Annotated in this window: 25 protein-coding genes; 14 read left to right on the top strand and 11 right to left on the bottom strand. The window is 64.4% G+C overall.

Going from position 1 to position 26,892, the window contains the following annotated elements; all coding sequences use genetic code 11:
- Positions 1-87: 87 nt before the first annotated feature.
- The gene (locus AAFN55_RS12640) at positions 88-1,491 is read left to right on the top strand and encodes a PLP-dependent aminotransferase family protein (protein ID WP_347799186.1); all 1,404 of its coding nucleotides are present in this window, start codon (positions 88-90) and stop codon (positions 1,489-1,491) included.
- A gap of 57 nt (positions 1,492-1,548) precedes the next feature.
- Here AAFN55_RS12640 and AAFN55_RS12635 read toward each other — a convergent pair whose 3' ends face one another.
- A complete protein-coding gene (locus tag AAFN55_RS12635) occupies positions 1,549-2,376 on the bottom strand; it encodes a hypothetical protein (RefSeq protein ID WP_347799185.1) in 828 nt (275 codons plus the stop codon).
- An 87-nt stretch (positions 2,377-2,463) separates the two neighbouring features.
- Positions 2,464-2,952, bottom strand: a complete 489-nt coding sequence (locus AAFN55_RS12630; protein WP_347799184.1) for a hypothetical protein — start codon at positions 2,950-2,952, stop codon at positions 2,464-2,466.
- 105 nt (positions 2,953-3,057) lie between these two features.
- On the opposite strand from AAFN55_RS12630, the gene AAFN55_RS12625 reads away from it, so the two are divergent.
- The 12 genes from AAFN55_RS12625 (at position 3,058) to AAFN55_RS12570 (ending at position 17,291) form a co-directional block, all read left to right on the top strand.
- On the top strand, positions 3,058-3,384 hold the full coding sequence (locus AAFN55_RS12625; RefSeq protein ID WP_347799183.1) for a metalloregulator ArsR/SmtB family transcription factor: 327 nt from the start codon (positions 3,058-3,060) through the stop codon (positions 3,382-3,384).
- Complete coding sequence (locus tag AAFN55_RS12620; protein WP_347799182.1) at positions 3,381-4,052, top strand: DUF4166 domain-containing protein; 672 nt, start codon at positions 3,381-3,383, stop codon at positions 4,050-4,052. Before AAFN55_RS12625 ends, AAFN55_RS12620 begins: the two co-directional genes overlap by 4 nt.
- Before the next feature lie 187 nt (positions 4,053-4,239).
- Entirely contained in the window at positions 4,240-5,436 is a 1,197-nt protein-coding gene (locus AAFN55_RS12615; protein ID WP_347799181.1) for a hypothetical protein, read from the top strand.
- 316 nt (positions 5,437-5,752) lie between these two features.
- On the top strand, positions 5,753-7,543 hold the full coding sequence (locus tag AAFN55_RS12610) for an NAD(P)/FAD-dependent oxidoreductase (protein WP_347799180.1): 1,791 nt from the start codon (positions 5,753-5,755) through the stop codon (positions 7,541-7,543).
- 19 nt (positions 7,544-7,562) lie between these two features.
- A complete protein-coding gene (locus AAFN55_RS12605) occupies positions 7,563-8,657 on the top strand; it encodes a glycosyltransferase (protein WP_347799179.1) in 1,095 nt (364 codons plus the stop codon).
- 5 nt (positions 8,658-8,662) lie between these two features.
- Entirely contained in the window at positions 8,663-10,408 is a 1,746-nt protein-coding gene (locus AAFN55_RS12600; RefSeq protein WP_347799178.1) for a glycosyltransferase family 4 protein, read from the top strand.
- Between the two features lie 129 nt (positions 10,409-10,537).
- Positions 10,538-11,302 carry a LuxR C-terminal-related transcriptional regulator gene (locus AAFN55_RS12595; protein WP_347799177.1) on the top strand — a complete coding sequence of 255 codons (765 nt, stop codon included), beginning with the start codon at positions 10,538-10,540 and terminating at the stop codon, positions 11,300-11,302.
- A gap of 90 nt (positions 11,303-11,392) precedes the next feature.
- Positions 11,393-12,817 carry an indoleacetamide hydrolase gene (gene iaaH, locus AAFN55_RS12590; RefSeq protein ID WP_347799176.1) on the top strand — a complete coding sequence of 475 codons (1,425 nt, stop codon included), beginning with the start codon at positions 11,393-11,395 and terminating at the stop codon, positions 12,815-12,817.
- A gap of 19 nt (positions 12,818-12,836) precedes the next feature.
- Positions 12,837-14,000, top strand: a complete 1,164-nt coding sequence (locus AAFN55_RS12585; protein WP_347799175.1) for a substrate-binding domain-containing protein — start codon at positions 12,837-12,839, stop codon at positions 13,998-14,000.
- Between the two features lie 15 nt (positions 14,001-14,015).
- Complete coding sequence (locus AAFN55_RS12580; RefSeq protein ID WP_347799174.1) at positions 14,016-14,867, top strand: branched-chain amino acid ABC transporter permease; 852 nt, start codon at positions 14,016-14,018, stop codon at positions 14,865-14,867.
- Positions 14,854-16,599: an ATP-binding cassette domain-containing protein gene (locus AAFN55_RS12575; RefSeq protein WP_347799173.1), complete on the top strand. Its 1,746-nt coding sequence runs from the start codon at positions 14,854-14,856 to the stop codon at positions 16,597-16,599. Before AAFN55_RS12580 ends, AAFN55_RS12575 begins: the two co-directional genes overlap by 14 nt.
- Positions 16,596-17,291 carry an ATP-binding cassette domain-containing protein gene (locus AAFN55_RS12570; RefSeq protein ID WP_347799172.1) on the top strand — a complete coding sequence of 232 codons (696 nt, stop codon included), beginning with the start codon at positions 16,596-16,598 and terminating at the stop codon, positions 17,289-17,291. Before AAFN55_RS12575 ends, AAFN55_RS12570 begins: the two co-directional genes overlap by 4 nt.
- A 151-nt stretch (positions 17,292-17,442) precedes the next feature.
- Here the strand turns inward: AAFN55_RS12570 and AAFN55_RS12565 are convergent, their stop codons facing one another.
- The 9 genes from AAFN55_RS12565 to AAFN55_RS12525 are packed head-to-tail and all read right to left on the bottom strand — an operon-like array spanning position 17,443 to position 26,121.
- Positions 17,443-18,567, bottom strand: a complete 1,125-nt coding sequence (locus tag AAFN55_RS12565; RefSeq protein ID WP_347799171.1) for a P1 family peptidase — start codon at positions 18,565-18,567, stop codon at positions 17,443-17,445.
- 53 nt (positions 18,568-18,620) lie between these two features.
- Positions 18,621-19,997: an amidase gene (locus AAFN55_RS12560; protein ID WP_347799170.1), complete on the bottom strand. Its 1,377-nt coding sequence runs from the start codon at positions 19,995-19,997 to the stop codon at positions 18,621-18,623.
- Positions 19,998-20,006: 9 nt separating this feature from the next.
- Complete coding sequence (locus AAFN55_RS12555) at positions 20,007-20,762, bottom strand: SDR family oxidoreductase (protein ID WP_347799169.1); 756 nt, start codon at positions 20,760-20,762, stop codon at positions 20,007-20,009.
- Positions 20,763-20,772: 10 nt separating this feature from the next.
- A complete protein-coding gene (locus AAFN55_RS12550) occupies positions 20,773-21,525 on the bottom strand; it encodes an SDR family oxidoreductase (RefSeq protein WP_347799168.1) in 753 nt (250 codons plus the stop codon).
- Positions 21,522-22,343, bottom strand: coding sequence for a polysaccharide deacetylase (locus AAFN55_RS12545; protein WP_347799167.1), 822 nt, complete (start codon positions 22,341-22,343; stop codon positions 21,522-21,524). The genes AAFN55_RS12550 and AAFN55_RS12545 overlap by 4 nt, the downstream gene beginning before the upstream one ends.
- 11 nt (positions 22,344-22,354) lie before the next feature.
- Positions 22,355-23,143, bottom strand: a complete 789-nt coding sequence (locus AAFN55_RS12540; RefSeq protein ID WP_347799166.1) for an ABC transporter permease — start codon at positions 23,141-23,143, stop codon at positions 22,355-22,357.
- The gene (locus AAFN55_RS12535; protein ID WP_347799165.1) at positions 23,140-23,991 is read right to left on the bottom strand and encodes an ABC transporter permease; all 852 of its coding nucleotides are present in this window, start codon (positions 23,989-23,991) and stop codon (positions 23,140-23,142) included. The genes AAFN55_RS12540 and AAFN55_RS12535 overlap by 4 nt, the downstream gene beginning before the upstream one ends.
- The gene (locus AAFN55_RS12530) at positions 23,988-25,055 is read right to left on the bottom strand and encodes an ABC transporter ATP-binding protein (protein ID WP_347799164.1); all 1,068 of its coding nucleotides are present in this window, start codon (positions 25,053-25,055) and stop codon (positions 23,988-23,990) included. The genes AAFN55_RS12535 and AAFN55_RS12530 overlap by 4 nt, the downstream gene beginning before the upstream one ends.
- Positions 25,056-25,092: 37 nt before the next feature.
- Positions 25,093-26,121 carry an ABC transporter substrate-binding protein gene (locus AAFN55_RS12525; RefSeq protein WP_347799163.1) on the bottom strand — a complete coding sequence of 343 codons (1,029 nt, stop codon included), beginning with the start codon at positions 26,119-26,121 and terminating at the stop codon, positions 25,093-25,095.
- Between the two features lie 205 nt (positions 26,122-26,326).
- Here AAFN55_RS12525 and AAFN55_RS12520 point away from each other — a divergent pair, with 205 nt between their 5' ends.
- Positions 26,327-26,842 (top strand): MarR family transcriptional regulator, encoded by a 516-nt coding sequence (locus AAFN55_RS12520; protein WP_347799162.1) that lies wholly within the window; start codon positions 26,327-26,329, stop codon positions 26,840-26,842.
- Positions 26,843-26,892: the final 50 nt, after the last annotated feature.

The raw sequence follows: 26,892 nt of genomic DNA, 5'->3' as shown, positions 1-26,892 counted from the left end.
GCGCCTTTATCGGCGGCGGCGACTGGCATCACCAGAGACAATGCAGTACGCTTTTATAAAACTGTTATGGTCGTTGCAGCGATACAGATGGACAATCGGGCCGACATCACCGTGAAAGGCGAGACGCTGATCGGCAGCGTCATGGCGGCGATCCACCAGCGTATCGCCGGACGCAATCTGACGCCGGGTGCGAAACTCCCATCCATCCGGGCATTCGCCAGGACGATGCAGGTTTCCACGTCCACCGTCGTCGAAGCCTATGAACGGCTTGCGGCGGATGGCATCATCCGCGCGCGGCCCGGTTCCGGTTTTTATGTTTGCAGCCCTCTCGCGCCGCTGGCCCTGTCCGAGATCGGCCCGAGGCTCGATCGGGAGATCGACCCGCTTTGGGTGTCGCGCCAATCGCTGACGGCCAGTGACGATGTGCTGAAACCGGGTTGCGGCTGGTTGCCGGCGTCATGGATGCCGGAGGCGGGATTGCGCCGGGCGTTGCGGACACTCGCGCGTGCCGACGATGCAGCACTCACCGACTACGGCACGCCGCTGGGTCTTGCGCCGCTTCGCCAGTTGCTGACGCGGCGGCTGGGAGAGCATGGAATCGAGGCATCGCCCGACCAGATCGTGCTGACGGAATCGGGCACGCAGGCGATTGACCTTCTGTGCCGTTTCCTACTGGAACCCGGCGACACGGTGTTGATCGACGATCCGTGCTACTTCAATTTCCATGCCCTGTTGCGCGCGCATCGCGCCAACATCGTCGGCGTGCCCTACACGCCAACGGGGCCGGATATCGAGATGTTCGCGCAGGCTCTGACCGAACATCGCCCGCGCCTCTACATCACGAACTCGGCAATTCACAATCCGACCGGCGCGACGCTTTCTCCTGTCGTCGCGCATCGATTGTTGAAGCTGGCCGAGCAATCGGGAATGACGATCATCGAGGATGATATTTTTGCCGATTTCGAGCAGACCCCCGCCCCGCGCCTCGCCGCTTTCGACGGCCTCGACCGCGTCGTCCATATCGGCAGTTTTTCCAAGACGCTCTCGGCGTCGGTGCGGTGTGGCTTCATCGCCGCTCCGCGCGATTGGATCGAAGGTCTGACCGATCTCAAGATTGCCACCTCCTTCGGCGGCGGCCGGCTTTCGGCGGAACTAGTGCTGACCCTGCTCAGGGACGGAAGCTATCGCAAGCATATGGAGGTGCTGCGGCAGCGCCTGGCACGCGCCATGAGCGAAACCATCCCCCGCCTGGCGGCGATCTGCATCACGCCATGGCTCGAACCGCCGGCCGGCATGTTCCTCTGGTGCAGCCTGCCCGAGGGCGTGGACGCAGCCGATACCGCGCGCCGCTGTCTGGCGGAAGGTGTCGTGCTCGCGCCCGGCAACGCGTTCAGCCTCTCGCGCTCAGCCAGCGGTTTTCTGCGCTTCAACGTCGCTCAGTCCGGAGACGACAGGATGTTCAAGGTGCTGGCTGCGGCAATGAGGAACTAGGCGAGACCTGAGCGGGTGCGAGCCTGCGTTTAACCGCATTGCAAGTAGGAAACCCCGTCATTCGTAGGTGCACAATGGCGGGCGCGGCATGCCTTTGTTGGTCATGGTGATGCCTTCGATCCAACCTGAACCCATCAGGATGAATCGCATCTCCATGGCCATCCATGCGTTGCTGCTTTCGCCGCCCGTCAGTTCTGGAAAGAGCTGCAAAGCCTGCCAACTGGGAGAGCCGTCGGTTTCGCAGACTGCATTCTCCATATCGGCCCGGATCAGCCGGTCGAAATTTTCGATCAGAACCTGGTGGCTGCGCCTGATCTCGGCCATGTTTGGCACATCCGCACATTCGCCGGATGTTAGCTGAAAGCCCACTGGCGTGCTTAGGCTATCATCCGTGTAGAAGGCCAGTTCGCCAGTCACCAGGTTTTCGGACAGCAGGCGAAGGTGCTCCCGCAAGGCCTTGTCCGGGAGCCAGCCGCGGGTCACCATCAATTCTTCATAGAGAGTGTCGGCGTTAAGGAAGCACCCCGGCTCCCCCTCATCCGCATGCAAGTCGATCGCGGAAATCCGCGACTTGATCTCGGGATCGTCCAGCCTGAGCTCACTTTTCACCCGAGGCGGGCGGATTTTGCAGGAGGCCGCGGACAGGACGACCCAGTCGCCCGTTTCCACACTTTCGGGGTCGGCGCGCGCAGTCTGCGCCAGCGCCTCTATCGCCTCTTCCTCGAAACCGGCCTCGATCGCAAGCGCTCGCGTCGTGGGACCGATGGCGCAACCTTCACCGGCGAAGAAGTCGATAATCTGTGTGTCGTCGGCGTGGGCTGTGGCCGCCGATACCGGAAATGTCATTGCGGCCACCAGCATGCAAAGTTTCAAGTTGCGTTTCATCGTGCCTTCCGCGAATTGCCCACCCCTGCCACCAACCTCTAATTGCACAGCCCTGCGGACCGGTCGAGCGTGAAGCCCCGCGATGATCTATCGAGCGTTCGCTTCCCGGCGATGGATCGCCAACCCCAGATGGACAACGGGGATCCACAAGGTCGGCAAGCTGAAGAGAAGCAGGTCGAGCGGCCTCATGTCGCCAAGCGTCAGCAAGTGGGCTGCAATCAGGCTCAGCACGATATAGGGCACGGCAGCCAGATAGAGGCCGCGCCGGAATTGCGGGCGCAGTTCGGCGGCGCGTCGATAGCCATATCTCACATAGCCGACCGAGGCGGCCACGAAATACCACAGGGCACAAAGGCCCAGAATGGCCAGTGCCAGGCCGGCTCCGGCATACAGCGCCATCTCCGCCTCGATTTCGCCGCGCGGGATCGAGGTCGGCAGGATGAGGAAAAACGCACCGCCCGCGATCGTGCCGAGAATGAGTGCCAGCCATCCCAGAAGAAGAACGGTCGGCACCCCGAGGACCAGGAATTCGACGAAATAGACGGCGCGGCAGAACCCGTCTCGGGTGATGGTCATGGTACTACGCGTACCTCCATTCGATTATTCATTTAGGTAATCGACATATCATGGGAACGTCAACGTTTAATTGATTTCCTAATTGTCTTCCTATAAGATGAAACCATGTCGATCCAGCTCGTCTTCGAGGCACTCGCCTCTCCGGTCCGTCGCAAGATCCTCGCCTACGTCGCGCATCACGAACTGAATGCCGGCGAAATCGCGTCGCGTTTCGATATGTCGAAGCCGTCGATCTCGCAGCATCTGCAATTGCTCGAACATGCCGGTCTCGTGACCAGCGAGAAGCGCGGAAAGTACGTCTATTATCGGCAGGTGCCGGACACGCTCGCCGCGACCCTGACAGGCTTCGTCCAGGACATTTGCCCGATCGGCGGCCCGATCCGCCGGGAAAGCGCGGCTCTGGCGAAATGCGCCTCAAAGGAAAACACATGACCGACAGCGTTGCCCTGGACCTGCCGGAAGCAAAAGCAGCCGGCGGCTCGACGCCGGTGTTCAAGCAGGTTCTCGGCGAGGATTGGGACAGGCTCGGCGCGATCGTCAGGCGGCATTATTTCCTGCGTTCCTTCAGCGGCGACTACATCTGCGTGAAGGGAACCATGCACGAGGTCCATCACAGCGCATTCGCCAAGCTGCTCATACCGATGGCGCGGATATTCGGCGCTCTCGTGCCCTATCGAGGCATCGATGTGCCGGTCGAGGTGCACTACACCGCCCGCCGCGACGATGCGACGATCCATTGGGACCGCGTCTTTCACTTTGCCGGCCACGCGCCTTTCCATTTCCGGTCCCATATGGAGCAGACCGGCCCCAACCAGGTCATCGAGTTCGTGCGGTTCGGCGTCGGCATGAGGCTTCGTGTGACGGCGGAGAACGGTGCGCTGGTCTTCCGTGACGAGGGCTATATCTGGCGCCTCTTCGGCGTGGATGTGCCGCTTCCCATGGGGTTGCTCATGGGCAGCGCGTATGTCGAGGAGCGACCGGTGGACGAGGACAGTTTCAGCATGCGCATGACGCTCACCCATCCGCTGTTCGGCAAGCTCTTCCGCTACGAGGGCCGCTTCACGCTTGCAGACGACGAAGCCGTTTCCACCGACAGGTGATCGGCCGGCCGCGACCGAACCGGTGGCTCCATATCCACTGCGTGCGGGCCTTTGCCGTGCCATGGGCTGATTGTCCTCGACCCTCCGACAAGCAGGCAATTACCGACCGACTGCACCCTTCGGTTGCACCATCTCGCGGGATGGGTATCCTTGGTCGATTACGGAATAACAGGAAAATCAATTACCGATGTCTTTGCTCTCGCCTCGCCGCCACCTCATCGCCTTGCTGCTCGTCGCTACCCTTCCGGCAATCGCATTTGCCGACGACGCGGCCATCGACAAGGGTTTTGCCATCATGGGCGAAACCGACGACGAGGAGACGTTCTATCGCGCGGCTCAGGATATTGCCGCGCTTGGCCCCGAGATCGTCCCCAACCTTACCCGGCGCCTCATAGAAGCGGAAACCGATGACCAGCGCATCGATCTGACCTATCTGCTCGCCGTCATCCTCGATCAGGCGAAATTCGCCGGCAAAACGGTCGAACTGCCGCCTGAACTGATGCCCGAGATCGCCGCTCTCATGAAGCAGCCCAGCGAGCTTACGGTTCAAGCCAACCTCGCCAATCTGGCACGTCATTTCGTGCCGCAACCGCCGGAGATCACCGAGGGCCTGCTGTCTATTCTTTCGCGCGCCGAGCACGAAGGCCTTCGCGCCACGGCCTCGGCGACAATCGCGATGCAGGGAAGCGAGGACGTGCTGCCGCTCGTCCACGATGCCCTGCGCAGCAGCGACAGCGATCGCTACAGCGGCGACCTTGCCGCCATCCTGCGCGGCACCGAATTGCCGCAGGACATCGTCGGCATCCTCGAATCCCTTCTCACGTCAGACGATGCCGAGGCCCGCCAAACCGCGTCGCGCGTCCTCACCGAGGCGGACGTCCGCAACCCGGCTCAGCTCGATGCCGCGCTCCGCGATCTCGACGCCGCCGACACCGATATGCAACTGCTCAACGCCGCGATGGCCGTGCGCGAGCACACGGACGGCAGCGAGCGTGTCGCGGAAGCGCTCGGGACCGCACTGGGTCAGGCTCGGCGCGGGGAGGAACGCAGGGAGATCATCCGCGCGCTTGCCGCATCCGGCGATGCCGGCCTCGACCGTCTGTACCGGATCATTCAGTCCACCGAGGATCCTGAACTTCTCGCGCAATTCATTCTTGGCATGAACAGCACGGCAGAGGCCAGTGACAACCCGCGTACGCTTGAGGTGCTGATGGCCATGGTCATCGAAAGCGAAGACCCCGATATTGCCGACGCAGCAGCCTTCGGGCTCAATCTTCATGGCGCCGCGGCAGTCGCCGCCATCGATGCCGTGCTTGCCGACGAGCAGACCGACGACACCGTGCGCGCAAGGCTGTCACCGATTCGCGACAGGCTGGCGAAGTAATCGGAGACGCAGCAGGAACGCTCACGATCTCAGCGACGATATAGGCGGCGGCAGCCAGGCGGATTGCGGCTTTTTGCGTCTCACGAGGGCGCTCGCCATGACCGTCCCGCCCGACGTAACGGAAATCATCAATTCTGATGATACCCATCGGCGCGATGTTTGAGAAAATCGACGTCGCAAGAGGGAAGCAAAGAGATGCGGCGTCGCGTCCGTTTCCCGGTCCGAACTATATCGGGCTCCCCAGAGATAATCAAAAAGACGGCCATCCCGGAGAGCTTGCGACACACGGCAGATCAAGCATCGAGGAGGATGTCACTTGGCTATCGTTCCCAATCTGCGGGCGCAGGACGTTCCTCCACCGCCACAGGCATTCGTCGATACGCCGAGCTTCATCTATTCGGATTGGCTGCGGCGGTCCGGTGGCATCGAGAAACCGATCGGCAAACTCAACGGTCAGACGATCGGCATCGTGGGCGGGGGCCCTGCCGGTTGCGCTGCGGCGTTCGAACTGCAGAAATGCGGCGCGAGCGTCACGCTGTTCGATGCCGAGACGGATGCCGAGCGGGCCGACGGCCGTCAACCGGGCGGCCGCCTCTACAGCTCGCAGTTTCGCGATGCCAACGGCCTCGTGACGCCCGACATCGCCGAATTGGGCGCGATGCGTTTTCCGCCCAGCGAAGAGACCCTGTTTTATTATCTGGACGCCTTCGGCATCACCACCGCGGACAATTTTCCTGACCCCGGCAAGACCCCGACATGGGTCTACTACCAGGGCCAGGGCCAGCTCTGGAACAACCCCAATGTCGCGCCGAACGGTTTCGAGCGTGTCTGGAACGGGTGGCACGCCCTGATCAACAACGGCGTCTACCGGGCAAACGGCGCGTCGTTCTGGCCATCGGGCACCTTCAACAATGCGCTTCAGGTCTCCCCTTACAACGGCTCCGCGCTCAACGCGGTAACCGGCGCGTGGCAGAGCTATCTCAACGAATTCGGCAGTGACAGTTTCTATTCGGGGCTGGCGAAGATCTTCGGCCCGCAGCACAAATGGAGCGTGCCGGGCAATGCGGTCTGGTCTGCCGAGGATTTCACGCGTTTCGGGGCGCTCGGCATCGGGTCGGGCGGCTTCGGGCCACTCTACAACGTCGGATTCAACTACATCTACCGCTTGTTGACCAACGCACTGGAAACCGACCAGCGTTTCGTGCCCGGCGGCATCTCGCAGCTCTGCCTCGCCTTGATCAAGCAGTTCATGAATCGCGGCGGAAGCTATCTCGCGAACTCCCGCGTCAGCAACGTGCAGGTGGGCGCCCGTCAAGCCGACAAGGTAACGCTTTATCTCGACAACGCCACTTCGCACGATTTCGATCGCGTCATCGTCGCCACCACCACGAGGGCGATGGAAATGGGGCTCAACCTCTCCGACACAGACCTTTCGTTGCCGCCGGCACGGCGCACGACCAGTCCGCAGGTCGGCGAGGCCATCGATCGCGTTCACGTCGTCTCATCGACGAAGCTTTTCCTGCGGACGACCAAGTTCTGGAACGATCCGCGCTATCCCCGCAACATCCTGTCCGACACGAAATGCCCGCAGGTCTACACGCTCGATTACGGCGACCCCAATAGCGGCGTGGTCCTCGTCACCTACACCTGGGAAGACGATTCGACGAAGACGCAGGCACTCGACGGGGCGGAATTGCTGGACGCGATGAAGGCCGAGATCCGCAAGATTACGCGCGGGCAGCCGTTCTCCGACTATGCCGACAAGCTCGTGCCGGTCACCGGCGACCTCGACAGGGACATGCGCTTCATCGTCTGGCAGGACACGAAGGACTATTTCGGTGCGTTCACCCTCGCCCAGGCAGGTCAGGACCCGTACATCGACACCATCTTCCGCGATTTCGCCAAGGCCGGCACGCCGGAGGACAACAAGGTCTTCCTGGCCGGAGACTGTACCTCGTGGGCGGGCGGCTGGGTCGACAGCGCCCTGCACACCGGTCTCAACGCCGCGGCAGGCGTCATCCGCTCTCTCGACGGCAGCTTCGCCAGCCCGGCCTACAATCCGATGGTGAACGTCGCGCCTGCGCGTTACCAGTATTATCCGTCCTGAACCGGCAGGAGATGCAAGCGTGACGACCCTGTTCGTAGCCGGCATACTCGACAACCGCGAAACGGGCTATGGCGTTCATACGTCCGACCTTCTCGACGCATTGCGCCGCGTTTCGCCGTGGCCCATCGAGGCGATCGACATGGGCAGCCGGCGGACGACCGGCGGATACCCCGGTCCCGACGACGTGGTAGTCTGCGTCGGTACGCCGGAACTGCTGACGCTCTTCAAGCCCACGGGAGCGCGCCTGATCAGCCTCACAATGTGGGAATCGACCGTCATTCCGGACGGCTGGCATCTTCCGTTTTCGCTCGCGGACGAAATCTGGACCGCATCGGACTGGGGCGCCGACGTGCTGCGCCGGAACATTGCGCGACCGCACCGCGTCCATGTCGTTCCGGCGGGCGTCGACGGGGCTGCATTTCGACCGCACGGCCCCACCCTGCCGATGATCGATCGCATCGAGGGGTTCAAATTCCTGCATGTCGGCAAGGCGGAGCCGAGGAAAGGCACCGTCGAACTGTTATATGCCTTCGACCGCGCCTTCGACGACGAGCCCGTCTATCTCGTGCTCGCCTGCCACAATCGCTTCATTCCGGGGTTCGACACCGTTCGCTTCCTCGAGAACATGTGCCTGCGGCGGCGGCGCTTCATCGTGCCGGTCCAACCCCTGCCCGACAGGAGCGCGGTCGGCGCACTCTATCGCAGTTGCGACGCGTTCGTCGCTCCATCTAGGGCCGAGGGCTGGGGGTTGCCGGCGCTGGAGGCGATGGCGAGCGGCCTGCCGACCGCGTTGACCCGCTATGGCGGGCACGCCGCCTTCGCTCATCCGGGCAACAGCGTCGGCATTCCCTACACCATGGCCCCGATCGACCGTGGCGCGCTGCCCGCGCTCGAGCGGGCCGACGGGAATTATGGGGAGTGGGCGGCTCCCGACATCGACGGTCTCGCCGGGACCTTGCGGTCGATGGCTGGTGGCCTGTACGCCGAGCGCCGCATGGCGGCACAGGCCTCCGCAGCCGAGATCGCGGAGCGCTGGAGCTGGGACGCAGCCGCGCAAGAAGCCTGCATGAGGGTCGGATCCATTCTGGGCGGACAATTGCGCAAAGCGGGGTGAGGCTGATGGAATGCGGTCTGTATTTCGTGCCGGAAGCGTTCGGTCTTCGCACGCAGGGCATCGTGGGGCGGCAATCGGCTGGGCGCGAATTCCTCAAGGCCTATGCGGACGCGCAAGGCGAGCGCGGCTATTCCTGCGTGGCCGACACGCCGGATGACTTCCTCACATTTCGCGATCAGATCGCGCAACTTGGCGGCGACCCGGCGCGGGCCTACCATATCGGCTCCAACGATCATGACGCCATCGCGCGGCTCGGCGTCCTTCACTGGCAGGATCCCGCGATCGGCCGCCTGGCATGGATGCGCCGCGCGCTGGGCGACGCAGCATACAGCATCTGCGGCCTCACCCATACGCTGTCGGAAAGCGGCGTCGTTCACGCGATCCAGGACCTGCTTGTCGCACCGGTGCACGAATGGGACGCGGTCATCTGTACGTCCGTGGCAGCCCGCAGAGCCGTCGAATCGATCGTCGATGACTGGTCCGTCCACCTGAAGGAGCGCACCGGCGCCGCGATGCGCCTGCGCGCGCAGTTGCCGGTGATTCCGCTGGGCGTCGACCTCGAACGCTTCGCGTGCACGGATAGCGCGAAGAGAGCCGGCATCAGCTTGCGCAAGCGATTGGGCATTCCGGCAACCGCCGTCGTCGCGCTCTATTTCGGACGCTTCAACTTCCTCACCAAATCGCATCCGACGCCGATGTTCCTCGCGCTCGAGCAGGCCGCGAAAGCCGCGCCGGGCGCCGACATCCGGCTTTTGATGGTGGGGCAGTTCTCCAATCCCCTGGTCGAGCGCGAATTCCGCACGCTCGCCGCCGCCCATTGCAGCAATGTCGTCATCCACTGGATCGACGGAACGGATGAGGCCGCCTCGCAGGCGAGCTGGCATGCCGCCGACTTCTTCATCTCGCTCTCCGACAATATGCAGGAAACGTTCGGCATGACGGTCGTGGAGGCGATGGCCGCGTCACTCCCCCAGATCGTCAGCGACTGGAGCGGCCTGCGTGAGACGGTCCTCGACGGCGAGACGGGTTTTCTGATCCGCACGCGCATGCCGTCGCGCGCCGCGTCCTCCATGTTCCGCGCGCGCGCGTCGTCCGGCGTCGAGCGTTTCGACGATTCCGTCGCGGCCCTGAGCCAGGTGGTGGACGTCGATATCTCCGCTTGCGCCGCGCGGATCGCGCTGCTGGCCACCAATCCGCATCTGCGCGAGCAGCTTGCCGCCCAGTCGCGCGCGCGCGCCGAAACCGTCTATGACTGGAAGCAAATCATGGCGCGTCACCAGGACCTGTGGCGCGAGCTCGCCGCCATCCGGGCCAGCCATGACGGAAAACATGCCCCCCTGGCGACCGCCCGGCCGGGTTATGTCGATCCTTTCGCCGCGTTCGGACATTTCGCCACCGCCACGTTCGCCGGTGATGCCAGGGCCTGGTGCCACGGCGACGACCCGGTCGCCCAGGTGAGAGCCATAGAGAGCAGCCCCGCGCACACGATGCTGTTGCCGATGCTTCTGGCGCTGGCGGACATACGCAAGGTGGTGACCTTCATCAACGAATGCGAGCAAGGCCCGTCGATCGGGGAGATCACGGCCGCGTTTCCGCGGCTGCAGCCGGAGAAGCTGGAACTCACGCTGATGTGGCTGTCCAAATTCGGAATCCTGCACCTCACCGAGGCCAGTGCAATGCCGGCATCCCCTCCCTACAGGCACCGCAGATTGTCCCAGCCGAGGGCCGCAAGAACTCCGTTCCTGACCTAAAGGAACTCGAATTCTCGGCGGATCAACGTTTCGTAAGTCAAATACAGATTGCGGTGATTGACGTAGGGAAAGACGCGTCTATCATGCGTTGCATAAGTTTCTCCGGGGGCGGCACTTCCGATTGGGGCGATGAACCTTTCGCATAAGGAAACTGACATCGTCCTCGAAATCATGAGGACATTGGCAGGCGCTGACAATTCGACGGAGTTACGCGAAACCGTCGGCCTTCTGTTGCTTCGTTTGTTCGATGCACAGTATCTGGCATCTTATGTCTGGGACCATGACGCCAATCGCTTCGTCAATCGCGTCTCGATCAACATGGACGATTCCAATCTCAGTACATATGAGCAGCATTTCCAGTTCTGCGATCCGATAACCCCGGTCCTCCAGCGCCGCCGTGCGGCGACCTGCGTGTCCGAGATCATATCCCGGCCGCGGCTTGAAAAGACCGAGTTCTTCAACGACTTCCTGGCGCGCGACGGCCTTCACTACGGCGTCAACTTCTACGCGTTCTCGGGCGGAAGAAATCTCGGTGACCTGAGGATCTGGCGGTCCCGTCAGAAGGAGGATTTCACCCGCAAGGAGGTCGCGCTCCTGGACGCGATCGGTGCGGCCTTCACCCAGGCGCTCCTGAAGTGCACCCGGGAGGAAAAGCTGTCCGGTGCGAGCGATGCGGATCTCCTGTTCCGCGTCGAGCGGGCGGGCGAGAAAGCGTCGTTGACACCGCGTCAGAAGGAGATCACCGCCGCCATCCTGTTCGGGGGATCGGACCGCACGATTGCCGACGAGCTGTGCATTTCCCTGCCCACCGTGCGCACCCACATCCAGACGATCTACCAGAAATTGCAGGTTTCCAGCCGGACACAACTCGTCCGCAAGCTGACGTTGAACTGAGGGAGGCGAATATCATCATTCATGATGATGGAAAGGTGCCGCGGTGGCACCGATAGTCGATCCTCGACCAAGTGACGGTGGAGGATATCCTTGGAGACGACGACACTTCTCGATTTGCCGCTCGAAGAGGCCGTGGCCGGGATACGCGCCCGGACATTCTCGGCCCTCGATTATTGCGAGGCATTTATCGCCCAGAGCGAGCGGCACGAGAGCCTCAACGCCTTCGTAAGCTGGGATTGGGACCAGTTGCGGATCGCGGCGCGGCGCGTCGATGACGGTCGCAACAGCGGCCCGCTCGCAGGCATCCCGCTCGCCATCAAGGACAACATCAACACAGTCGGCCTGCCGACGACGGCCGGAACCGGCGCGCTGGCCAATTTCCGCCCCGTCACCGACGCCACGACCGCCGAGCGTCTGTTCGTCGGAGGCGCCCTGCTCGGTGCCAAGGCCAACATGCACGAGCTCGCCTTCGGCATCACCACCAACAACGGGGTGACGGGGGCGTCGACCAATCCCTACGACGTCAGCCGCATTCCCGGCGGATCGAGCGGCGGCGTCGCCGTCGCGGTGGCCGCGCGCATGATGCCCGCCGGCATCGGCACCGACACCGGCGCGTCCGTGCGTCTGCCTGCCGCGCTCTGCGGCCTTGTCGGCTTCCGCCCGTCCGTCGGGCGTTATTCGGGCGAAGGCATCGTGCCGATCTCCCATACCCGCGACATCGCCGGCCCGATGACGCGCAGCGTCGCCGACGCCATCCTCATCGATGCCGTCCTCACGGAAAGCAAGGACGGCATCGAGCCCGTGTCGCTCAAGGAGTTGCGCATCGGTTTGCCGAACGCCTACTTCTTCGAGGACCTCGACCCCGAGATCGCAGCCATCGCAGCTCAGTTCATCGAAGCGCTGGAACGTCAGGGCGTCACGTTCGTACGCGCCGACATCGAAAATCTCGAAGCGCTCAACGCCGTGGTCGGCTTTCCCATTGCGCTCTACGAATTCATGCAGGACATCCCCGCCTTCCTGAAGGCGCACGACATCGCGCTGACGATGGACGATCTCCTGCGGGGCATCGGCAGCGCCGACGTGAAGGGTATCGTCGCCTCCCAGATGGGTTCCGACGCCATGCCGGCGGAGGCCTATGCCAAGGCGCTCAACGAGGATCGTCCACGTCTTCAGGCGGCCTATGCGGACTACTTCCGCACGCACGCCGTCGATGCGGTGCTGTTTCCGACAGCGCCTCTTGCCGCCTCCCCCATCGGGGACGACGAGACGGTGGAACTCAACGGGCGGCGCGTGCCGACCTTCCCGACCTTCATCCGCAACACCGACCCGGCGAGCAATGCGGGCATTCCCGGCATCAGCCTGCCGGCCGGCCTGACACGCGGCGGCCTGCCCGTCGGCATGGAACTGGACGGGCCGGCAGGCTCCGATCGGCGGCTCCTCGCCATCGCACGCGCAGTCGAGGAGGCTGCAGGATTCACCTCGGCGCCGAAGATCGCCGGCCTCTCAACCCAATAAGAAAATCAAGGGGAACCACATGGAAAGACGGACCTTCATCAAATCGTCGATGGCCACCGCCCTTTTGGCGCTCGCCCCGGCCCTCGCTTTGCGCGCGGCCAACGCCGCCGACCCGCTCAAGGTCGGCATCCTGATCCCGCTGTCCGGTCCGGCGGGACTGTTCGGCGCATCGGCGCAAAACAGCGCCAAATTGGCCATCACCGAGATCAATGCGGCTGGCGGCATCCTCGGCCGACAGATCGAGCCGATCTTCGCCGATGTCGGCGGTCCGCCCGCGGACGCAGTCCAGGCCGCCCAGCGCATCTGGCGCTCGGAAGGCGCGGAAGCGTTTGTCGGCATGCATGACAGCGCCGTGCGCGGCGCGCTTGTCGGCGTTTTTCGCGGCCAGGTTCCGTATGTCTACACCTCGGTCTACGAGGGCGGCGAATGCGCCACCGGCACCTATGTCCTCGCGGAAACACCGAGCCAGCAGCTCGAGCCGGTCATTCCCTGGCTGGCCGAAAACGAAGGCGCCACCGACTGGTATCTCATCGGCAACGACTACAACTGGCCGCGTGAGACCAATGCGGCGGCCAAGGCCTATATCGAAGCCAGCGGCGGCAAGGTGGTCGGCGAGGAATACCTCCCCTTCACGGCCGACAATTTCGATTCCAATCTCGCGCGCATTCAAAGCAGCGGCGCCAACGCCGTCCTCATCACGCTGGTCGGCGGCGCGTCGGTCACCTTCAATCGCGCATTCGCAAGCTTCGGCCTCGCTGACAAGGCGATCAGGCTCGGGACCCTGATCGAGGAAAACACGCTGATGGGCATCGGCGAACAGAACTCGGCACGCCTCTTTGCCTCCGGCGGCTATTTCAGCGCGATCGACACCGAACCTGCACGCGCCTTCGCGGACGCCTACAGCGCGGAATTCGGAGCCAACGGCGCGGTGCTCAACCTCATGGGTCAATCGGTCTATGAGGGTCTGCTGTTCCTGAAGGCGATCGCCGAAAAAACCGGCTCGCTCGACGTCGCCGCAATGGACGCGGCAGCCGACGGTACCAGCTACGAGGGACCGCGCGGCACCGCCACCATGACCAACAGGCATGTCGCCCGCGACGTCTATCTCGCGCAGGCCGAAGGCGCCGGGTTCCGCATCATCGAAACCTTCGCAAATGTCGATCCAGGCCAGACCTGCACATAAAGCCTGTAGGGCAGCATGGACATTCTGGCCCTTCACGGGCTGAACTTCGTCTACTCGATCGCGACCCTGGGACTGATCGTCCTGGGGTTGGCGGTCGTGTTCGGTCTTCTCGGCGTCATGAACATGGCCCATGGCGAACTGGTGATGATCGGCGCCTATTGCGCCTTCGTCGTCCAGCAGGCCGGCCTGCATCCCGTGCTGGCCGTCCCGCTGGCGCTCTGCGTCTGCGGGCTGGTCGGGCTGGCCATGGAGTGGACCGTCGTCAGGCATCTCTATCGACGCCCTTTCGACACGCTGCTGGCGACCTGGGGCATCGCCATCCTGCTGCGCGAATGCGTCGAAAACCTGTTCGGCCGCGGCTATCAGAGCGTCAACGAGACGGTGGGGGGCACCGTCATGCTCCTGTCGGTACGCTATCCGACCTACAGGTTGATCCTGATCGCGATCGTCATCACCCTCTTCATCGGCCTGTTCGTCTGGTATCAGCGCAGCAGCACCGGCGCGCGCATCAAGGCGATGGTTTCGAACCCCGAGCTTGCCGCCGCCGTCGGCATCAACGGCCCAAGGCTGGCCCGATCCACCTTCGTCTTCGGCACCGCCATGGCCGGTCTTGCCGGCGTGCTGCTTGCGCCGCTCGTGCGGATCGAACCCTTCATGGGCATCGACTACCTGCTCTCCTCCTTCTTCGTCCTCGTCGTCGGCGGGCTGGGCAGCCTCGAAGGCCTGCTGATCGGCTCGACGGTGATCGGCGGGTCGAATGTCGTGGCCTCGGCGGCGTTCGGCAACACGGGCGGCTATCTGACGGTGCTCGCGATCTCCATCCTCTTCCTGTGGCTCAAGCAGGATGGGCTGTATGCGCGCCGGTAGCATCGCCGGCTTGGCCGTCCTCGCGGCGTTTCTCGTCGCCGTGCCCTTCCTGTTCGGAAGCTTCAGCGGCTATCAGCTCGGCCTGCTGCTGCTCTACGGCATCGCTGCCCAGGGAATAGCGCTGTGCTGGGGCAAGGCCGGCTTCCTGCCGCTCGGACAGGCGTTGTTCTTCGGCCTCGGCGCTTACATCGCCGGGTGGGCCCTGAAGACGGCCGATGGGAACTGGCTTCTCCTGATCCCGCTTCTTGTCCTGCCGATCCTCGTCCCGGCCTTGCTGGCGGGGCTGGTCGGCCTGCTCGTCTTCCACCGCAGCGCGACGAGCGGACCGTATTTTTCGCTCATCACGCTGGCGCTCGCGATGCTCGGCTTCCAGCTCGCCAACTCGCTCGACTGGCTGACGGGCGGGTTCAACGGCATGGTGGGAATTCCCGACCTTGCCGGCATCGATTCCTATGGCGGCCTCTATTTCGTCATTCTGGCCCTGCTTGCCGCATCCTCGCTCCTCCTCTGGCACCTGTTCCGCTCGCCCTTCGGGCTTTTGCTGTCCGCCATCCGTCAGAACGAAGACCGGCTTCAGTTCCTCGGATTCCGCACCAGCCGGCTGAAAGCCCTCGCCTTTGCGATCAGCGCCGGCATCGCGGGCGCCGCCGGCGCACTGTTCGCCCCCCACCAGGGCATCGTGACACCGCAGGCTGTGGGCTTCCTGCTCTCGGCCGAACTCGTGATCTGGACGGCGGTCGGTGGCCGATCGTCGATCACCGGTCCCGTTCTCGGTGCCGTCCTTATCGGCTACCTCTCCGCCGAACTGCGCGACAGTTTCAGCTATTGGGAAATCGTGGTCGCGCTGATTTTCATCGTCGTGGTCGTCCGACTGCCACACGGGCTCATGGGCCTCGTCCAGCAAGCGGGACACCGCTTCGGCCTTGGTGGACCCCCGCCATCGCGCGCGCGATCGATCGATCTGCCGCCGCGTGAACGCACCGAGCGTCGCGAACTGGTCCTCGAGGCGGTCGAGTTCGGCGCCGGCGGCATCCGCATCCTGAACGGGCTCGACCTCGCCATCGCGCGACCGGGCATCCACTGCATCATCGGCCCCAACGGCGCCGGCAAGACATCCGCTTTCAACGTGTTGACGGGCCGCTTCGCGCCGACGCGCGGCGATATCTCATGGAACGGACGATCGATCGGCGGATTCAGGCCCTACGAGGTCGCAGCACTCGGCATCGGCCGCAAGTTCCAGGTCCCATCGGTCTTCACCGAGGCAAGCGTCGCCGAGAACATCGACATCGCGCTCTGGGCCTCCCGGTTGCCCATGCACGGCATGTTCTCGATGCATCCCTACCGCTGGCGCAGCCGGATGCTCGCCCGCCTGGAAGAGATCTTTCCCTTCCTGCAACAGGCGGACAGGATCGCCAGCACCTTGTCCCTCGGCCAGCGGCAGATGCTCGAATTCGCGATGGTCAACCTGTCCGAGCCTCGGCTGCTGCTGCTCGACGAGCCTTGCGCCGGTCTTTCCACATCCGAAACCGCGCACATGATCGACGCCATTGCCGCGCTGGATTCCGAGTTCCAGGCAACCGCCCTGATCATCGAGCACGATATGCAAGTGGTGGAGCGGCTGGCGGACCATGTCTTCGTTCTGCACCTGGGCGCCAAGCTCGCCGAGGGCACGATGGCCGAGATCAAGGCCAACGATACGGTCCGTGCCGTCTATGCCGGAGGCAGCAAGTGAGCGGCCCCCTTCTCCACGTGGATGAAATCGGCGGCGGCTATGGCGACATCCGCATCATCGAAGAGATGTCTCTGGGCGTGGACCGGGGCGAGGTGCTGTGCATCGCCGGCCGCAACGGCGTGGGCAAGACCACGCTCCTCAAGCTCATCACCGGCTTTCTGCCGCTGATGACCGGCGCGATTCATCTCGACGGACAACGCATCGACCCGCTGCCCGCGCATGGCCGCAGCCGCGTGGGAATGACATACGCGCCGCAGGAAAATGTGGTGTTCCCGACATTGAGCGTGCGCGACAATCTGAACCTCCATTCGGGGCGCGACGCGCTGGCCCGGTACGGCGAACTCTTCGAGGCGTTTCCCAGAATAGGCGAGCGGCTTGACCAGACCGCCGGCACGCTGTCGGGCGGCGAGCGCAAGATCCTGTCCTTCTGCCGCGCGCTGGGCGAAGGCAACACGCTGACGCTGCTCGACGAGCCGACGGAAGGCGTCCAGCCCGAAAATATCGACCGCATGACACGCATCATCCGCGACCGTGCGGCGGCAGGGGCAGCCTTCATCATTGTGGAGCAGAACCTCGCGCTGATCGAAGCCGCCGCGAACCGCGTCATGGTTCTGGATCAAGGCCGTTGCACCCTCGACACCGGCAATCACCCCGGCATCCGCGACGAAATAGCCAGTTACCTCGAGCTTTGACGCCTCGCTAGATCGCCTTGTCTGAGCATCGGAATAATCCGAAAATCGGATTCCACTTTTCGGTCCGATGCTCTAGCGACCAACGGACATCCTCAACCAGACGCTTCGGACGATCACCGCTGAGTCTCCCGAAGCGCCATGGCCGCTGGTGCTATTCGCTTCCGCAGGCACCGGGGAAACGGACGCAGTAGGTCTCGCCCAGTTCCGGATCGGCGTTCAGCACGGCATGGGTGATCGCGCGCGAATAGACATCCGCCGCGACCGAGAGGATGTCGCGGAATTGCGCCGCCTCGACGAAGTTCTCCTGCGCCACCGTCGACGGGTCCTCGCCCAGCGTCACCGAAAACACAGTGTCGCCGTCGCTGGTCGAATGGGCGGGGCGAATGGCACGTGCCATGCCGTCATTTGAGACGATGGCGAGACGTTCCGTCTGGCCGGCCGTCAGCGGCGCGCTGGTCGCGATCACACCGATCGTGGTGTTTTCGCCGGGACGGATCAGTTCCATGTCCTTGGGCGACGTCGAGCAGCCTTCAGGCGGTATCTTCGCGCCGTTGAATTCGCCGTCGAGCTCCAGCCAGAGCGTGTAGAGTTCGCAATTGGCGTTGACGTTGTAGACGCGGCCGGCCGGGTTGACCACGACCAGCGCACCGACGATCGTGCCGTCCGCCATCACCGCGCTGGCCGTACCGAGGCCGCTTTTCATGCCGGCGGCACGTGCCCCGGTGCCGGCGCCGACGCTGCCCTGTTGTACCGGACCGTCCTTGGCGTTGCTGGCGGCGATGTAACCGTCTTCGCACGGCTTGTCGCCGCGTCCGGGAGGAGCGTCGACATCGCCACGGCCGAGATCGAAGATGATCGCCCCCGGCACGTGGGCGCGGCCGCCGAAGCCAAGGCCCTTCTCGTCGAGGAAACGTACCACGCCGCAGGCTGTATCGAGACCGTAGATGCTGCCGCCGCTCAGCGTCAGCCCGTGCATGACGACACGTTGGGCATCCTGATGCTGTGCTGTCAGCAGGGCGCCCAGACGTGTGCCCGGCGCGCCGCCGCTGGGCGACATGCCCATCAGCGCGCCTTCGGGAAAGATCAGAGCGGTGGTGCCCGTCTGCGCATCCTTGCGGGTGCTGTGCCCGACGAGAATGCCCGGCACGTCGGTGATGGCGTTGTTGGGACCCGTATGCAGATCAACCACCGGGATGGGAGCTTGCGCGTGCGCCAGCCCAGCCAGAAACAGAGCATTGGCGACCAGCGCCGACTTGAAAGCCAATTTGAACGACATCCTTTTCCTCCATGTCGTGGTTTCAACCTGCCCGCCGGAGCATCCGGCCGGCGTCATCTCACGCGTTCTTCGACCTCCCTTGCGATCTGCAGAAGCGCGATATCGCGATACCAGGGGGCGCAGAGATGCAGGCCGACCGGCAGGCCGGCGGCGGTGCTGCCGCACGGGATGGTGATGGCGGGGTGTCCCGACAGATTGTGCGGGAAGGTGAAGGGATACCATGCACCGCGCACCGTGCCGCAATTGACGCCGTCGATCTCGATATCGCCGGTGGGGTCGACATCGATCGAGAGCGGCGGCGCCGTCAGCGTCGGTGACACAAGAATGTCGAAGCGTTCGAACAGCGACTGGAATTCGCGGAAAAGCCGCGTCCGCTCGAAAATCGCGTTGGAGAGATCGACGGCGGAATAGCCGCGCCCGGCTTCGATCGTGTCGATCAGCGTCCGGCCGGCCAACTCCTCGCGTCCCTCGATCAACGGGCCCGTGCGGGCGGCAAGGCCGACGCGCAGGATGGTGAGGAAGACCGGCTCGTAGGACTTGAAGTCGATTTCGGCAGGTTCAACGATCGCGCCCGCCTCCTCGATCGTCTTCACCGCGGCGGCGGTGATCGCGGCGGTCTCGCGCTCGACGCGCGCGCCGCCCTGGGCGATCCAGCCGACGCGCAGGCCGGCAAGCGATGCGCCGCCCTCATGCAAGAGCTTTGCCGCCTGCCCGTAGGTATCCCCGAGATCCGGCCCGCCGATGGCGTCGAACACCAGCGCGACGTCCTCGACCGTGCGCGCCATCGGTCCGACATAGGAGTTCGCGCCGAACAGATCCGGCAACTGCAAATGCGGGATGATGCCGAGCGACGGCTTGAAGCCCACCACGCCGCAGCAGGCTGCGGGAATGCGGCTCGATCCGCCGCCATCCGTGCCGAGCGAGATCGGCCCCATGCCGGTGGCGACCGCGACGGCGGAACCGGAGCTGGAAGCGCCGGGCGTTACCGTGGGGTCGATCGGATTCAGAGTGCGACCGAACAGCGGCGATGTGGCCGCCTGCAGATGCCCGAATTCCGGCGTCGTCGTCTTGCCGACGAGAATGGCACCGGCCGCCTTCGAGCGCGCCACGGAGACAGCATCCGTTGTCGGCACGTTGTTTTCGAACAGGCGCGAGCCCATCGTGGTGCGAACGCCGGCGGTGTTGAGCAGGTCCTTCACCGAATAGGGGATGCCGTGAAGCGGCGGCAGCTTCTCGCCCTTCAGCACCTTGTCTTCGGCCACGCGCGCCGCCGAAAGCGCTTCATCACCGGTGACGGTGATGAAGGCATTGAGGTCGCTGCGATCGACGATCCGCTTCAGCACCGCCTCGGTCAGTTCGACCGGCGAAATCGTCTTCGCGCGGATGGCGGCAGCCATCTGCGTGGCCGTCATGTCTGCAAGATCGGACAAGCCTGTCTCCTATATCATCCAGCGCCCGCCATCGATCAGCAGGCTCTGGCCGGTGATGAACCGCGCCTCGTCGCTGGCCAGGAAGGCCACCGCCGCCGCCACGTCTTCCGGTTCTCCGACGAACCCTGCCGGCGTGTCGGCCTTGATCCGGTCGATGACCTCGCCCGGCATCGTGTCATGCGCGCGGGTGCGGACCGCGCCCGGCGCGACGGCGTTGACGGTAACGCCGAAGGGCGCCAGCTCGCGCGCCAGCGAGCGGGTGAAGCCGATGAGCCCCATTTTGGCCGAGGCGTAGTCCACCAGCCCCGCATCGCCGACGAAGGCGGCGTCGCTCGACATGTTGACGATGCGTCCGCCGCGCTCGCGCATGGCGGGAACCACGAGGCGCGACATGCGCATGGTGCTGAACAGCGATATCTCCAACACGAAGCGCCAGACTTCCTCGCTCGATTCATGGAACTGCGCGCTGCGCGCCCGTCCGCTCTGGCCGACATTGTTGACCAGCACGTCGACGGGGCCGAGTTCGCCGGCGACGCGGGCGTAAAAATCCTCCAGCACGCCAAGATCGGTGCAGTCGCCCTCCACCGCGAGCACACGAGAGGCCTCGCCGGCGGCAAGCTGCGACGTCAGCGGGCCGGCATTGAGGTCGAGCACGGCAGTGCGTGCCCCCTCCCGGATGAGCCGCTGGACGATGCCCGCGCCGATCCCGTCCCCGCCGCCGGTCACGATGGCGACCTTGTCGTTGAAGCGACCTGTTTGCGCCATCTCCATCTCCTCAGTGGAAGGTTCGGCCGCCGTCGATGGCGAGCGCCACGCCAGTGACGTAGGACGCATCCCCACTGGTCAGCCATGCGATGCCGGCGGCGATCTCGTCGGGGTCCGCGATGCGCGCCAGCGCGTAACGGGCGCAGACCGCGTCGAGTTGCGCCTCGCCCTCTGCCCCTTCGCCAATGGAGGAGCGGAACAGCGGCGTCTCGACAGCGCCGGGACACACGACGTTGACGCGGATGCCCGCCTCGGCAAGCTCCATGGCCAGCGCCTTGGAGAACATCTGCAATCCCGCTTTCGACGCCGAATAGGCGCTGCGGAATTTCAGGGGCTGAAGCCCCGCACCGGAAGAGACGTTGACGATGGTGCCGCCGCCCGCCTGCTTCAGAAAGGGTGCGGCGGCGCGGCAGACCTTCATCGGCCCGGTGAGGTTGACCGCCATTAGCCGCTCCCAGGCCGCGTCGGTCATCGCCTCGAGACTGGACTGGAGATCGACGCCTGCCGAGTTGACAACGCCGTCGAGCCCGCCCAGCCGCGCGGCCGCCTCCGCCACGGCGTCATTGGTCGCCAGCGTGTCGGTCACGTCGGCCTTGAGAGCGACGACACCATGCGCGGCCGCCATTTCGGCAAGGGCGGTTTCGTCCGTGTCGAGGCAGGCGACCGTCGCGCCGCCATCGAGAAAGCGCAGCGCCGCCGCCTTGCCGATGCCCTTTGCGCCTCCGGTGAGGAGGATGCGGCGGCCGGCGAACGGGGCCGTCACGCCGCCGCTCCGGTGAGGCGCGGACGCATGTCCTCGACCATCTCGTCGCAGCGGCCCATCCAGACGTCGCCATGGTCGAGCGCGTGCCTGATGAGCCCTTCCAGCACGCCGATGCGCGACGGCTGGCCGATCATCTCGGGATGCATCCCGACCATCATCATGCGCTTTTCGGCGTAAAGCACGTCGAACTCGGCCTTCCACGCCTCCAGCAGCGCCGATGGCGCCTGCATGGTGCGGCCGGGCAGCACGATCGAATACTGGAAGAAAGGCGCGTCATCGAGCACCCAGCGGAACGGCAGTTCCACGATCTTCGTCCGCTTGCCCTCGACGGTGTGGATGTAGGGCGAGTCGTCGTCGAAGAAGTTGGAGGAATAGTCGAAGCCGTATTCCACCAGCATAGGCATGGTGATGTCGCTGATTTCAGCCGCCGGCGAGCGCCAGCCTCGCGGCGCACGGCCCGAAACCCGCTTGATCGACTCGAAGCCCCTTTCCATCTCCTCGCGCTCCTGCTCGGGTGTCAGGCTCAGGATCCAGGCGTGGCTGTAGCTGTGGTGGGCCAACTCATGGCCCGCCTCAAGGATGCGCTCCATCAGTTCGGGGCGTTGATCGATGATCAGGCCGGGTATGAAGAACGTCGTCTTGATACCGTAGCGCGCCAGCAGGTTGAGGACGCGGTCGGTGCCGACTTTCCAGCCATAGGCTCCCTGCGACATCAGGACCGGACGCTTGGCATAGGCCGGATCGCGCGCCGTCCACATCGTCTCGGCGTCGAGGTCGAAGGTGAGGAAGAGGGGAAAGCCCTTGGTCGTCAGATGCATGTCGATTTCCGTCAAACGAAGCGGTGGAAGCCGGTCCAGCGCTCTGCAACGAGCAGCACGATCGCCGTCGCGATGATGAGAAGCGTCGACACCGCGGCCACGCTCGGGTTCACGCCCATCTCGACCGAGGTGAAGATCAGGATAGGAAGCGTCGTGTCCCTGGGTCCGGCGAGGAAGATCGTCACCGGCACGTTCTCCATGGAGGTGACGAAGGCGAACAGCGCACCGGCAACGAGGCCGGGCTTGATGAGCGGCAGCGTGATCAGCCTGAAGGTCGTGAAGCCGTTGGCGCCCAGCACCCGCGCCGCCTCCTCGACGGCAAGGTCGATGCCCGACAGGCTCGCCAGCGCCGAACGCACGATGTACGGCACGGTGATGACGACATGGGCGATGAGCAGGACGAGGAAGCTGCCCCGCATGCCCACCAGCGTGAAATACTGAAGCAGCGCCACGCCGATGACGACCGACGGGATGATGAGCGGCGCCATCAGAAGCGAGGTCAGCGCCTCGGAGCCCGGCAGCATCCGCCGGAAGATGGCGTAGGACGCGGCGACGCCGAGCACCAGCGAGATGGCGGTCGAGCCCACCGCCAGGATCAGACTGTTCCTGATGGCGTCGATATAGGTCCGGTCCGTCACGACCGCGGCGAACCATTTCAACGTCCAGCCCTGCGGCGGGATCGTCAGGTAGGAGGTCTCGCTGAACGAGGCGAGCATCACCACGATAACCGGGATCTGCAGGAACAGGATCACCAGCATCGCGACGGAGGACACGACCAGTCCGGGGCGTTGCTCGATCATGCCAGGCCCGCCCAGCGTCTGGTCATCCGGCTCGACAGCCAGATGATGAAGATGGTGGAGATCGCCAGTGCGAAAGACAGCGCCGAGCCGCTCGGCCAGTCGAGCAACTGCATGTACTCGTCATAGATCAGCGTCGCCATGACCTGGTAGGTCGGGCCGCCCAGCATCCGCGGCGTCACCAGCGCGCTGATGGTTAAGACGAAGACGAGGATCGAGCCGGCGATGATGCCCGGCGCGGTCAGCGGCAACGTCACCGCGCGGAAGACGTGAAAGCGGCTGGAGCCCAGCGTCGAGGCGGCCGCCTCGACGTCGCGAGGTACGTTCTGAAGTGCCGCGACCAGCATCAGCACCATGAAGGGCAAGTAGATGTGCGTCAGGCCGATCATCAGGCCCGTCATGTTGAACATCAGGCGCAGCGGCCGCTCGATCAGGCCGAGGTCGATCAGCAGGTTGTTGACGACGCCGCGATTGGTGAGCAGCACGATCCACCCGAAGGACCGCACCACGAGGTTGAGCATCAGAGGAAAGATGACCAGCAACGTCAGCGGCAGCCGCCAGCGCGGATCGCCGCGCACGATCAGGTAGGCGACGGGATAACCCAGCACGAGGCAGCTTGCGGTAACGGCAGTGCCCAGCCCGATCGTCCGCAGCACCACCTCACGGTAGAACTCGTCCGTGAAAATGCGGGCATAGTTCGCGAACGTCCAGGAATCCGTGGCGATGCCCGCGCCGGGACGGTATTCCTGGAAGCTGGTCGGCACCAACAGCAGCAGCGGCACGACGAAGGCTGCGGCAAGAACCAGAAGCAGCGGAGAGACCAGCAGCACCCCCGTCCGCAGCGACTTCATGATGCGTCCCCCGCGGGCAGGGTGATGATGTCCTGCGGGCGGATGGTCACGAACACGGCGTCGCCCTGCGGGAGATTGGCCGCGTCACCCGAGGAGGGCACCTCGACGACGATCTCGGAGGCGCTGTCGAGGCGCACGACATACTGAACCTGCGCGCCGGAAAACGAGCGCAGCGCGATCGTGCCGCGAACGCTCGAGCCGGCGGCGTCCTCGGCGCCCGACAGCGTCACCGCTTCCTGACGGATGAACACCTCCACCTTCTCGCCCTCCCCGGCCGTGACGGTCGTGGGGCGAAGAACAAGACCGCCGTCGAGCGCGACCGCGCCGTCCCTCACCGTTCCAGTGAGCCGGTTCGGCTTGCCGATGAAGCTGGCGACGAAGGCCGTGGCAGGCCGGTGGTAGATTTCCTCGGGCGAGGCGAATTGCTGGATGATGCCCTCATGCATCACGCAGACGCGGTCCGACAGCGACAGCGCTTCCGCCTGGTCGTGGGTGACGAAGAGAGTCGTGATCTTGAGGTCCCGCTGGAGCCGCTTCAGCTCGATCTGCATCTCGTCGCGCAGCTTGGCGTCGAGATTGGAAAGCGGTTCGTCGAACAGCAGCACGCTGGGCCTTGGTGCGATCGCGCGCGCCATCGCGACACGCTGCTGCTGGCCTCCCGAAAGCTGGCGCGGATAGCGCTCGCCATAGTCGGCCAGGCGCACCAGCGCCAGCGCCTCCCGCACGCGGGCGTCGAGAGCCGCGCCACTTTCACCCTTGCGACGAAGGCCGAAGGCGACGTTCTCGAACACAGTCATGTGCGGGAACAGCGCATAGGACTGGAACACCAGCCCGACATTGCGCTTGTTGGGCGGCAGGCGCGTGATGTTGCGCCCGTCCACCGTGATCGCCCCGTCGCTCGGTTCGATCAGCCCCGCAACCATGCGCAGGATCGTCGTCTTGCCGCACCCGGAGGGTCCAAGCAACGAGACGAACTCGCCTTCGGCGATATCCAGCGACACGTCCTTGACCACGGAGACCGGGCCATAGCGTTTCACCAGATTTCGCAGGGACAGATCGCTCATGCCGCCTCACAGGTTGCAGGACAAGGACCGCACGGTATCAGCGCAGCACCTCGCGCTGCCAACGGCGGGTCCATTCGGGCAGGCGCGCGGCCATGTCGTTCGGATCGAGAAACAGCATCTTTTCGAGCGCCTCCCCTGTCGGCACGATCGCCGAGACCTCATCCGACAGCGTCACGTTCTTGTTGACGGGGCCGATGAACTGGCGTTCCGAGAAGCACTTCTGGTTGTCCGCGTCCAGAATGGTGTCGATGAACTTGTGGGCCAGGTCTTCCTGGCTCGTGCCCTTGGCGATGGCGATGGTGGGGCGGATGCCGACCGCGCCTTCGACCGGATAGGCGGCGGCAAGCGGCAGGCCGTTCTTGGCCGCCACGCCGGCGCGGTCCGGATACCAGACGGCGATGTCGATCTCGCCACGCTCGAACAGCGCGACCACCTGATCCGCCTGCGAGTAAAGCAGGACGGAGGACTGCGCCAGCGGCTTGATCTTCTCGACGCCGGGCGTGATGTCGTCGAGCGTGCCGCCCTCCATCTGGTTGACGGCGGCGAGGAACTGCCAGCCCGTGGTGCCGGAAATGTCACCGATGGTGACGCGGCCCTCATATTTCGGATCGAACAGGTCGTTCCACGAGGTCGGCGGCGTTGTGACGGTGTCCTTGTTGTAGATGATCGTGGTCGCGCCGAGCATGGCGGCGACATAGGCGTCGTTTGTCCCCCACGCGCCATCGATGATCTCGGGCGCATTGCTGAGCTTGGAGCGATCGAGCGGCACGAGCAGGCCCTCGTTCGCCATCTGGACAGCGAAAGCGTCGTCGGCGAAGACCACATCCATGTCCGACTGGCCGGCGGTGGCGCGAACCGAGGCGGCATGCTGCGCCGAGCTCCCCAGCTTGGTGATGACGGTCGCGCCGGTGGCTTCCTGGAACGGCTCGATATAGCACGCGGTGACGTTGTCCGCGAAGGATCCGCCGAAGCTGCCGAGCACCAGTTCCTGGGCGGTTGCGGCATGCGGGGCGGCGATGACGCCGGCAATCGCCGTAGCGGCGGCGAGCAAGGATTGTGATTTCATGTGCGAGCTCCCTTTATCGATGCGCCTCGGGCCCCTTACCCAAGCGTATCGGCCAAAACGCTAGCACCGGCGTTATTATCTTTCAAGAAAGATATTTTGAAGGTAATTTATCTTTGCTCTCTGCTTGTCGCAGCGTCGTTGCGCCGCTAGCAGGGAACCCGCGGCCTGCGATCGTACGCCCTGCCGCATGGAATGGAGCAGATGCGTGAACGAAGCCGAGATTCGATATTGGGAGCTCGACCGCGTCGGACGCGGCATGACGAGCTGGCGTCGGGAAAGGCCGGACATCGACTGTAACGGCAAGGCGGTGGTCGGGCGCATCCTGCATCTGCACGACATCATCCTGCGTGCGGTGGACCGGGCGCTCGCGCCGCACGGGCTGAAATATCCGACCTATGCGGTGCTCGCGACGATCAGGGTGTCGGGCGCACCCTACCGGATGTCGCCGAGCGACCTTCTGTCGGCCTTGCTGCTGTCCTCGGGTGGATTGTCCAACCTGCTGCGACGCATGGAGACGGACGGCCTCATCAGGCGCACCGCCGACAAGCGGGACGGCAGAGGGGTGATCGTCGAACTGACGGAGAAAGGCATCGCCGCTGCCGATGCCAGCATGGCCGACCACGCAGCCGTCGAGCGTGAGCTGTGCGCGTGCCTGCCGCCCGAGCTGCACGAAACAGTCGCGCGCGGGCTCGGCCTGATGATCACGGTCGCGGAACGCTGAGGCGGAGACGACCGGCTTCGGCTCCGAAAGGGCTGTCGCTCATCCGACGT

The organism is Mesorhizobium sp. CAU 1732 (assembly GCF_039888675.1).
Lineage (GTDB): Bacteria > Pseudomonadota > Alphaproteobacteria > Rhizobiales > Rhizobiaceae > Aerobium.
The sequence above is the reverse complement of the archived record's forward strand: the minus strand, read 5'-3'. Positions and strand labels throughout refer to the sequence as shown.

Coding starts and splice junctions, on each gene's coding strand:
- AAFN55_RS12640 (WP_347799186.1), top strand. CDS start 88: ATGGACAATCGGGCCGACATCACCGTGAAAGGCGAGACGCTGATCGGC.
- AAFN55_RS12635 (WP_347799185.1), bottom strand. CDS start 2,376: ATGAAACGCAACTTGAAACTTTGCATGCTGGTGGCCGCAATGACATTT.
- AAFN55_RS12630 (WP_347799184.1), bottom strand. CDS start 2,952: ATGACCATCACCCGAGACGGGTTCTGCCGCGCCGTCTATTTCGTCGAA.
- AAFN55_RS12625 (WP_347799183.1), top strand. CDS start 3,058: ATGTCGATCCAGCTCGTCTTCGAGGCACTCGCCTCTCCGGTCCGTCGC.
- AAFN55_RS12620 (WP_347799182.1), top strand. CDS start 3,381: ATGACCGACAGCGTTGCCCTGGACCTGCCGGAAGCAAAAGCAGCCGGC.
- AAFN55_RS12615 (WP_347799181.1), top strand. CDS start 4,240: ATGTCTTTGCTCTCGCCTCGCCGCCACCTCATCGCCTTGCTGCTCGTC.
- AAFN55_RS12600 (WP_347799178.1), top strand. CDS start 8,663: ATGGAATGCGGTCTGTATTTCGTGCCGGAAGCGTTCGGTCTTCGCACG.
- AAFN55_RS12595 (WP_347799177.1), top strand. CDS start 10,538: ATGAACCTTTCGCATAAGGAAACTGACATCGTCCTCGAAATCATGAGG.
- AAFN55_RS12585 (WP_347799175.1), top strand. CDS start 12,837: ATGGAAAGACGGACCTTCATCAAATCGTCGATGGCCACCGCCCTTTTG.
- AAFN55_RS12580 (WP_347799174.1), top strand. CDS start 14,016: ATGGACATTCTGGCCCTTCACGGGCTGAACTTCGTCTACTCGATCGCG.
- AAFN55_RS12575 (WP_347799173.1), top strand. CDS start 14,854: ATGCGCGCCGGTAGCATCGCCGGCTTGGCCGTCCTCGCGGCGTTTCTC.
- AAFN55_RS12565 (WP_347799171.1), bottom strand. CDS start 18,567: ATGTCGTTCAAATTGGCTTTCAAGTCGGCGCTGGTCGCCAATGCTCTG.
- AAFN55_RS12555 (WP_347799169.1), bottom strand. CDS start 20,762: ATGGCGCAAACAGGTCGCTTCAACGACAAGGTCGCCATCGTGACCGGC.
- AAFN55_RS12545 (WP_347799167.1), bottom strand. CDS start 22,343: ATGCATCTGACGACCAAGGGCTTTCCCCTCTTCCTCACCTTCGACCTC.
- AAFN55_RS12540 (WP_347799166.1), bottom strand. CDS start 23,143: ATGATCGAGCAACGCCCCGGACTGGTCGTGTCCTCCGTCGCGATGCTG.
- AAFN55_RS12535 (WP_347799165.1), bottom strand. CDS start 23,991: ATGAAGTCGCTGCGGACGGGGGTGCTGCTGGTCTCTCCGCTGCTTCTG.
- AAFN55_RS12530 (WP_347799164.1), bottom strand. CDS start 25,055: ATGAGCGATCTGTCCCTGCGAAATCTGGTGAAACGCTATGGCCCGGTC.
- AAFN55_RS12525 (WP_347799163.1), bottom strand. CDS start 26,121: ATGAAATCACAATCCTTGCTCGCCGCCGCTACGGCGATTGCCGGCGTC.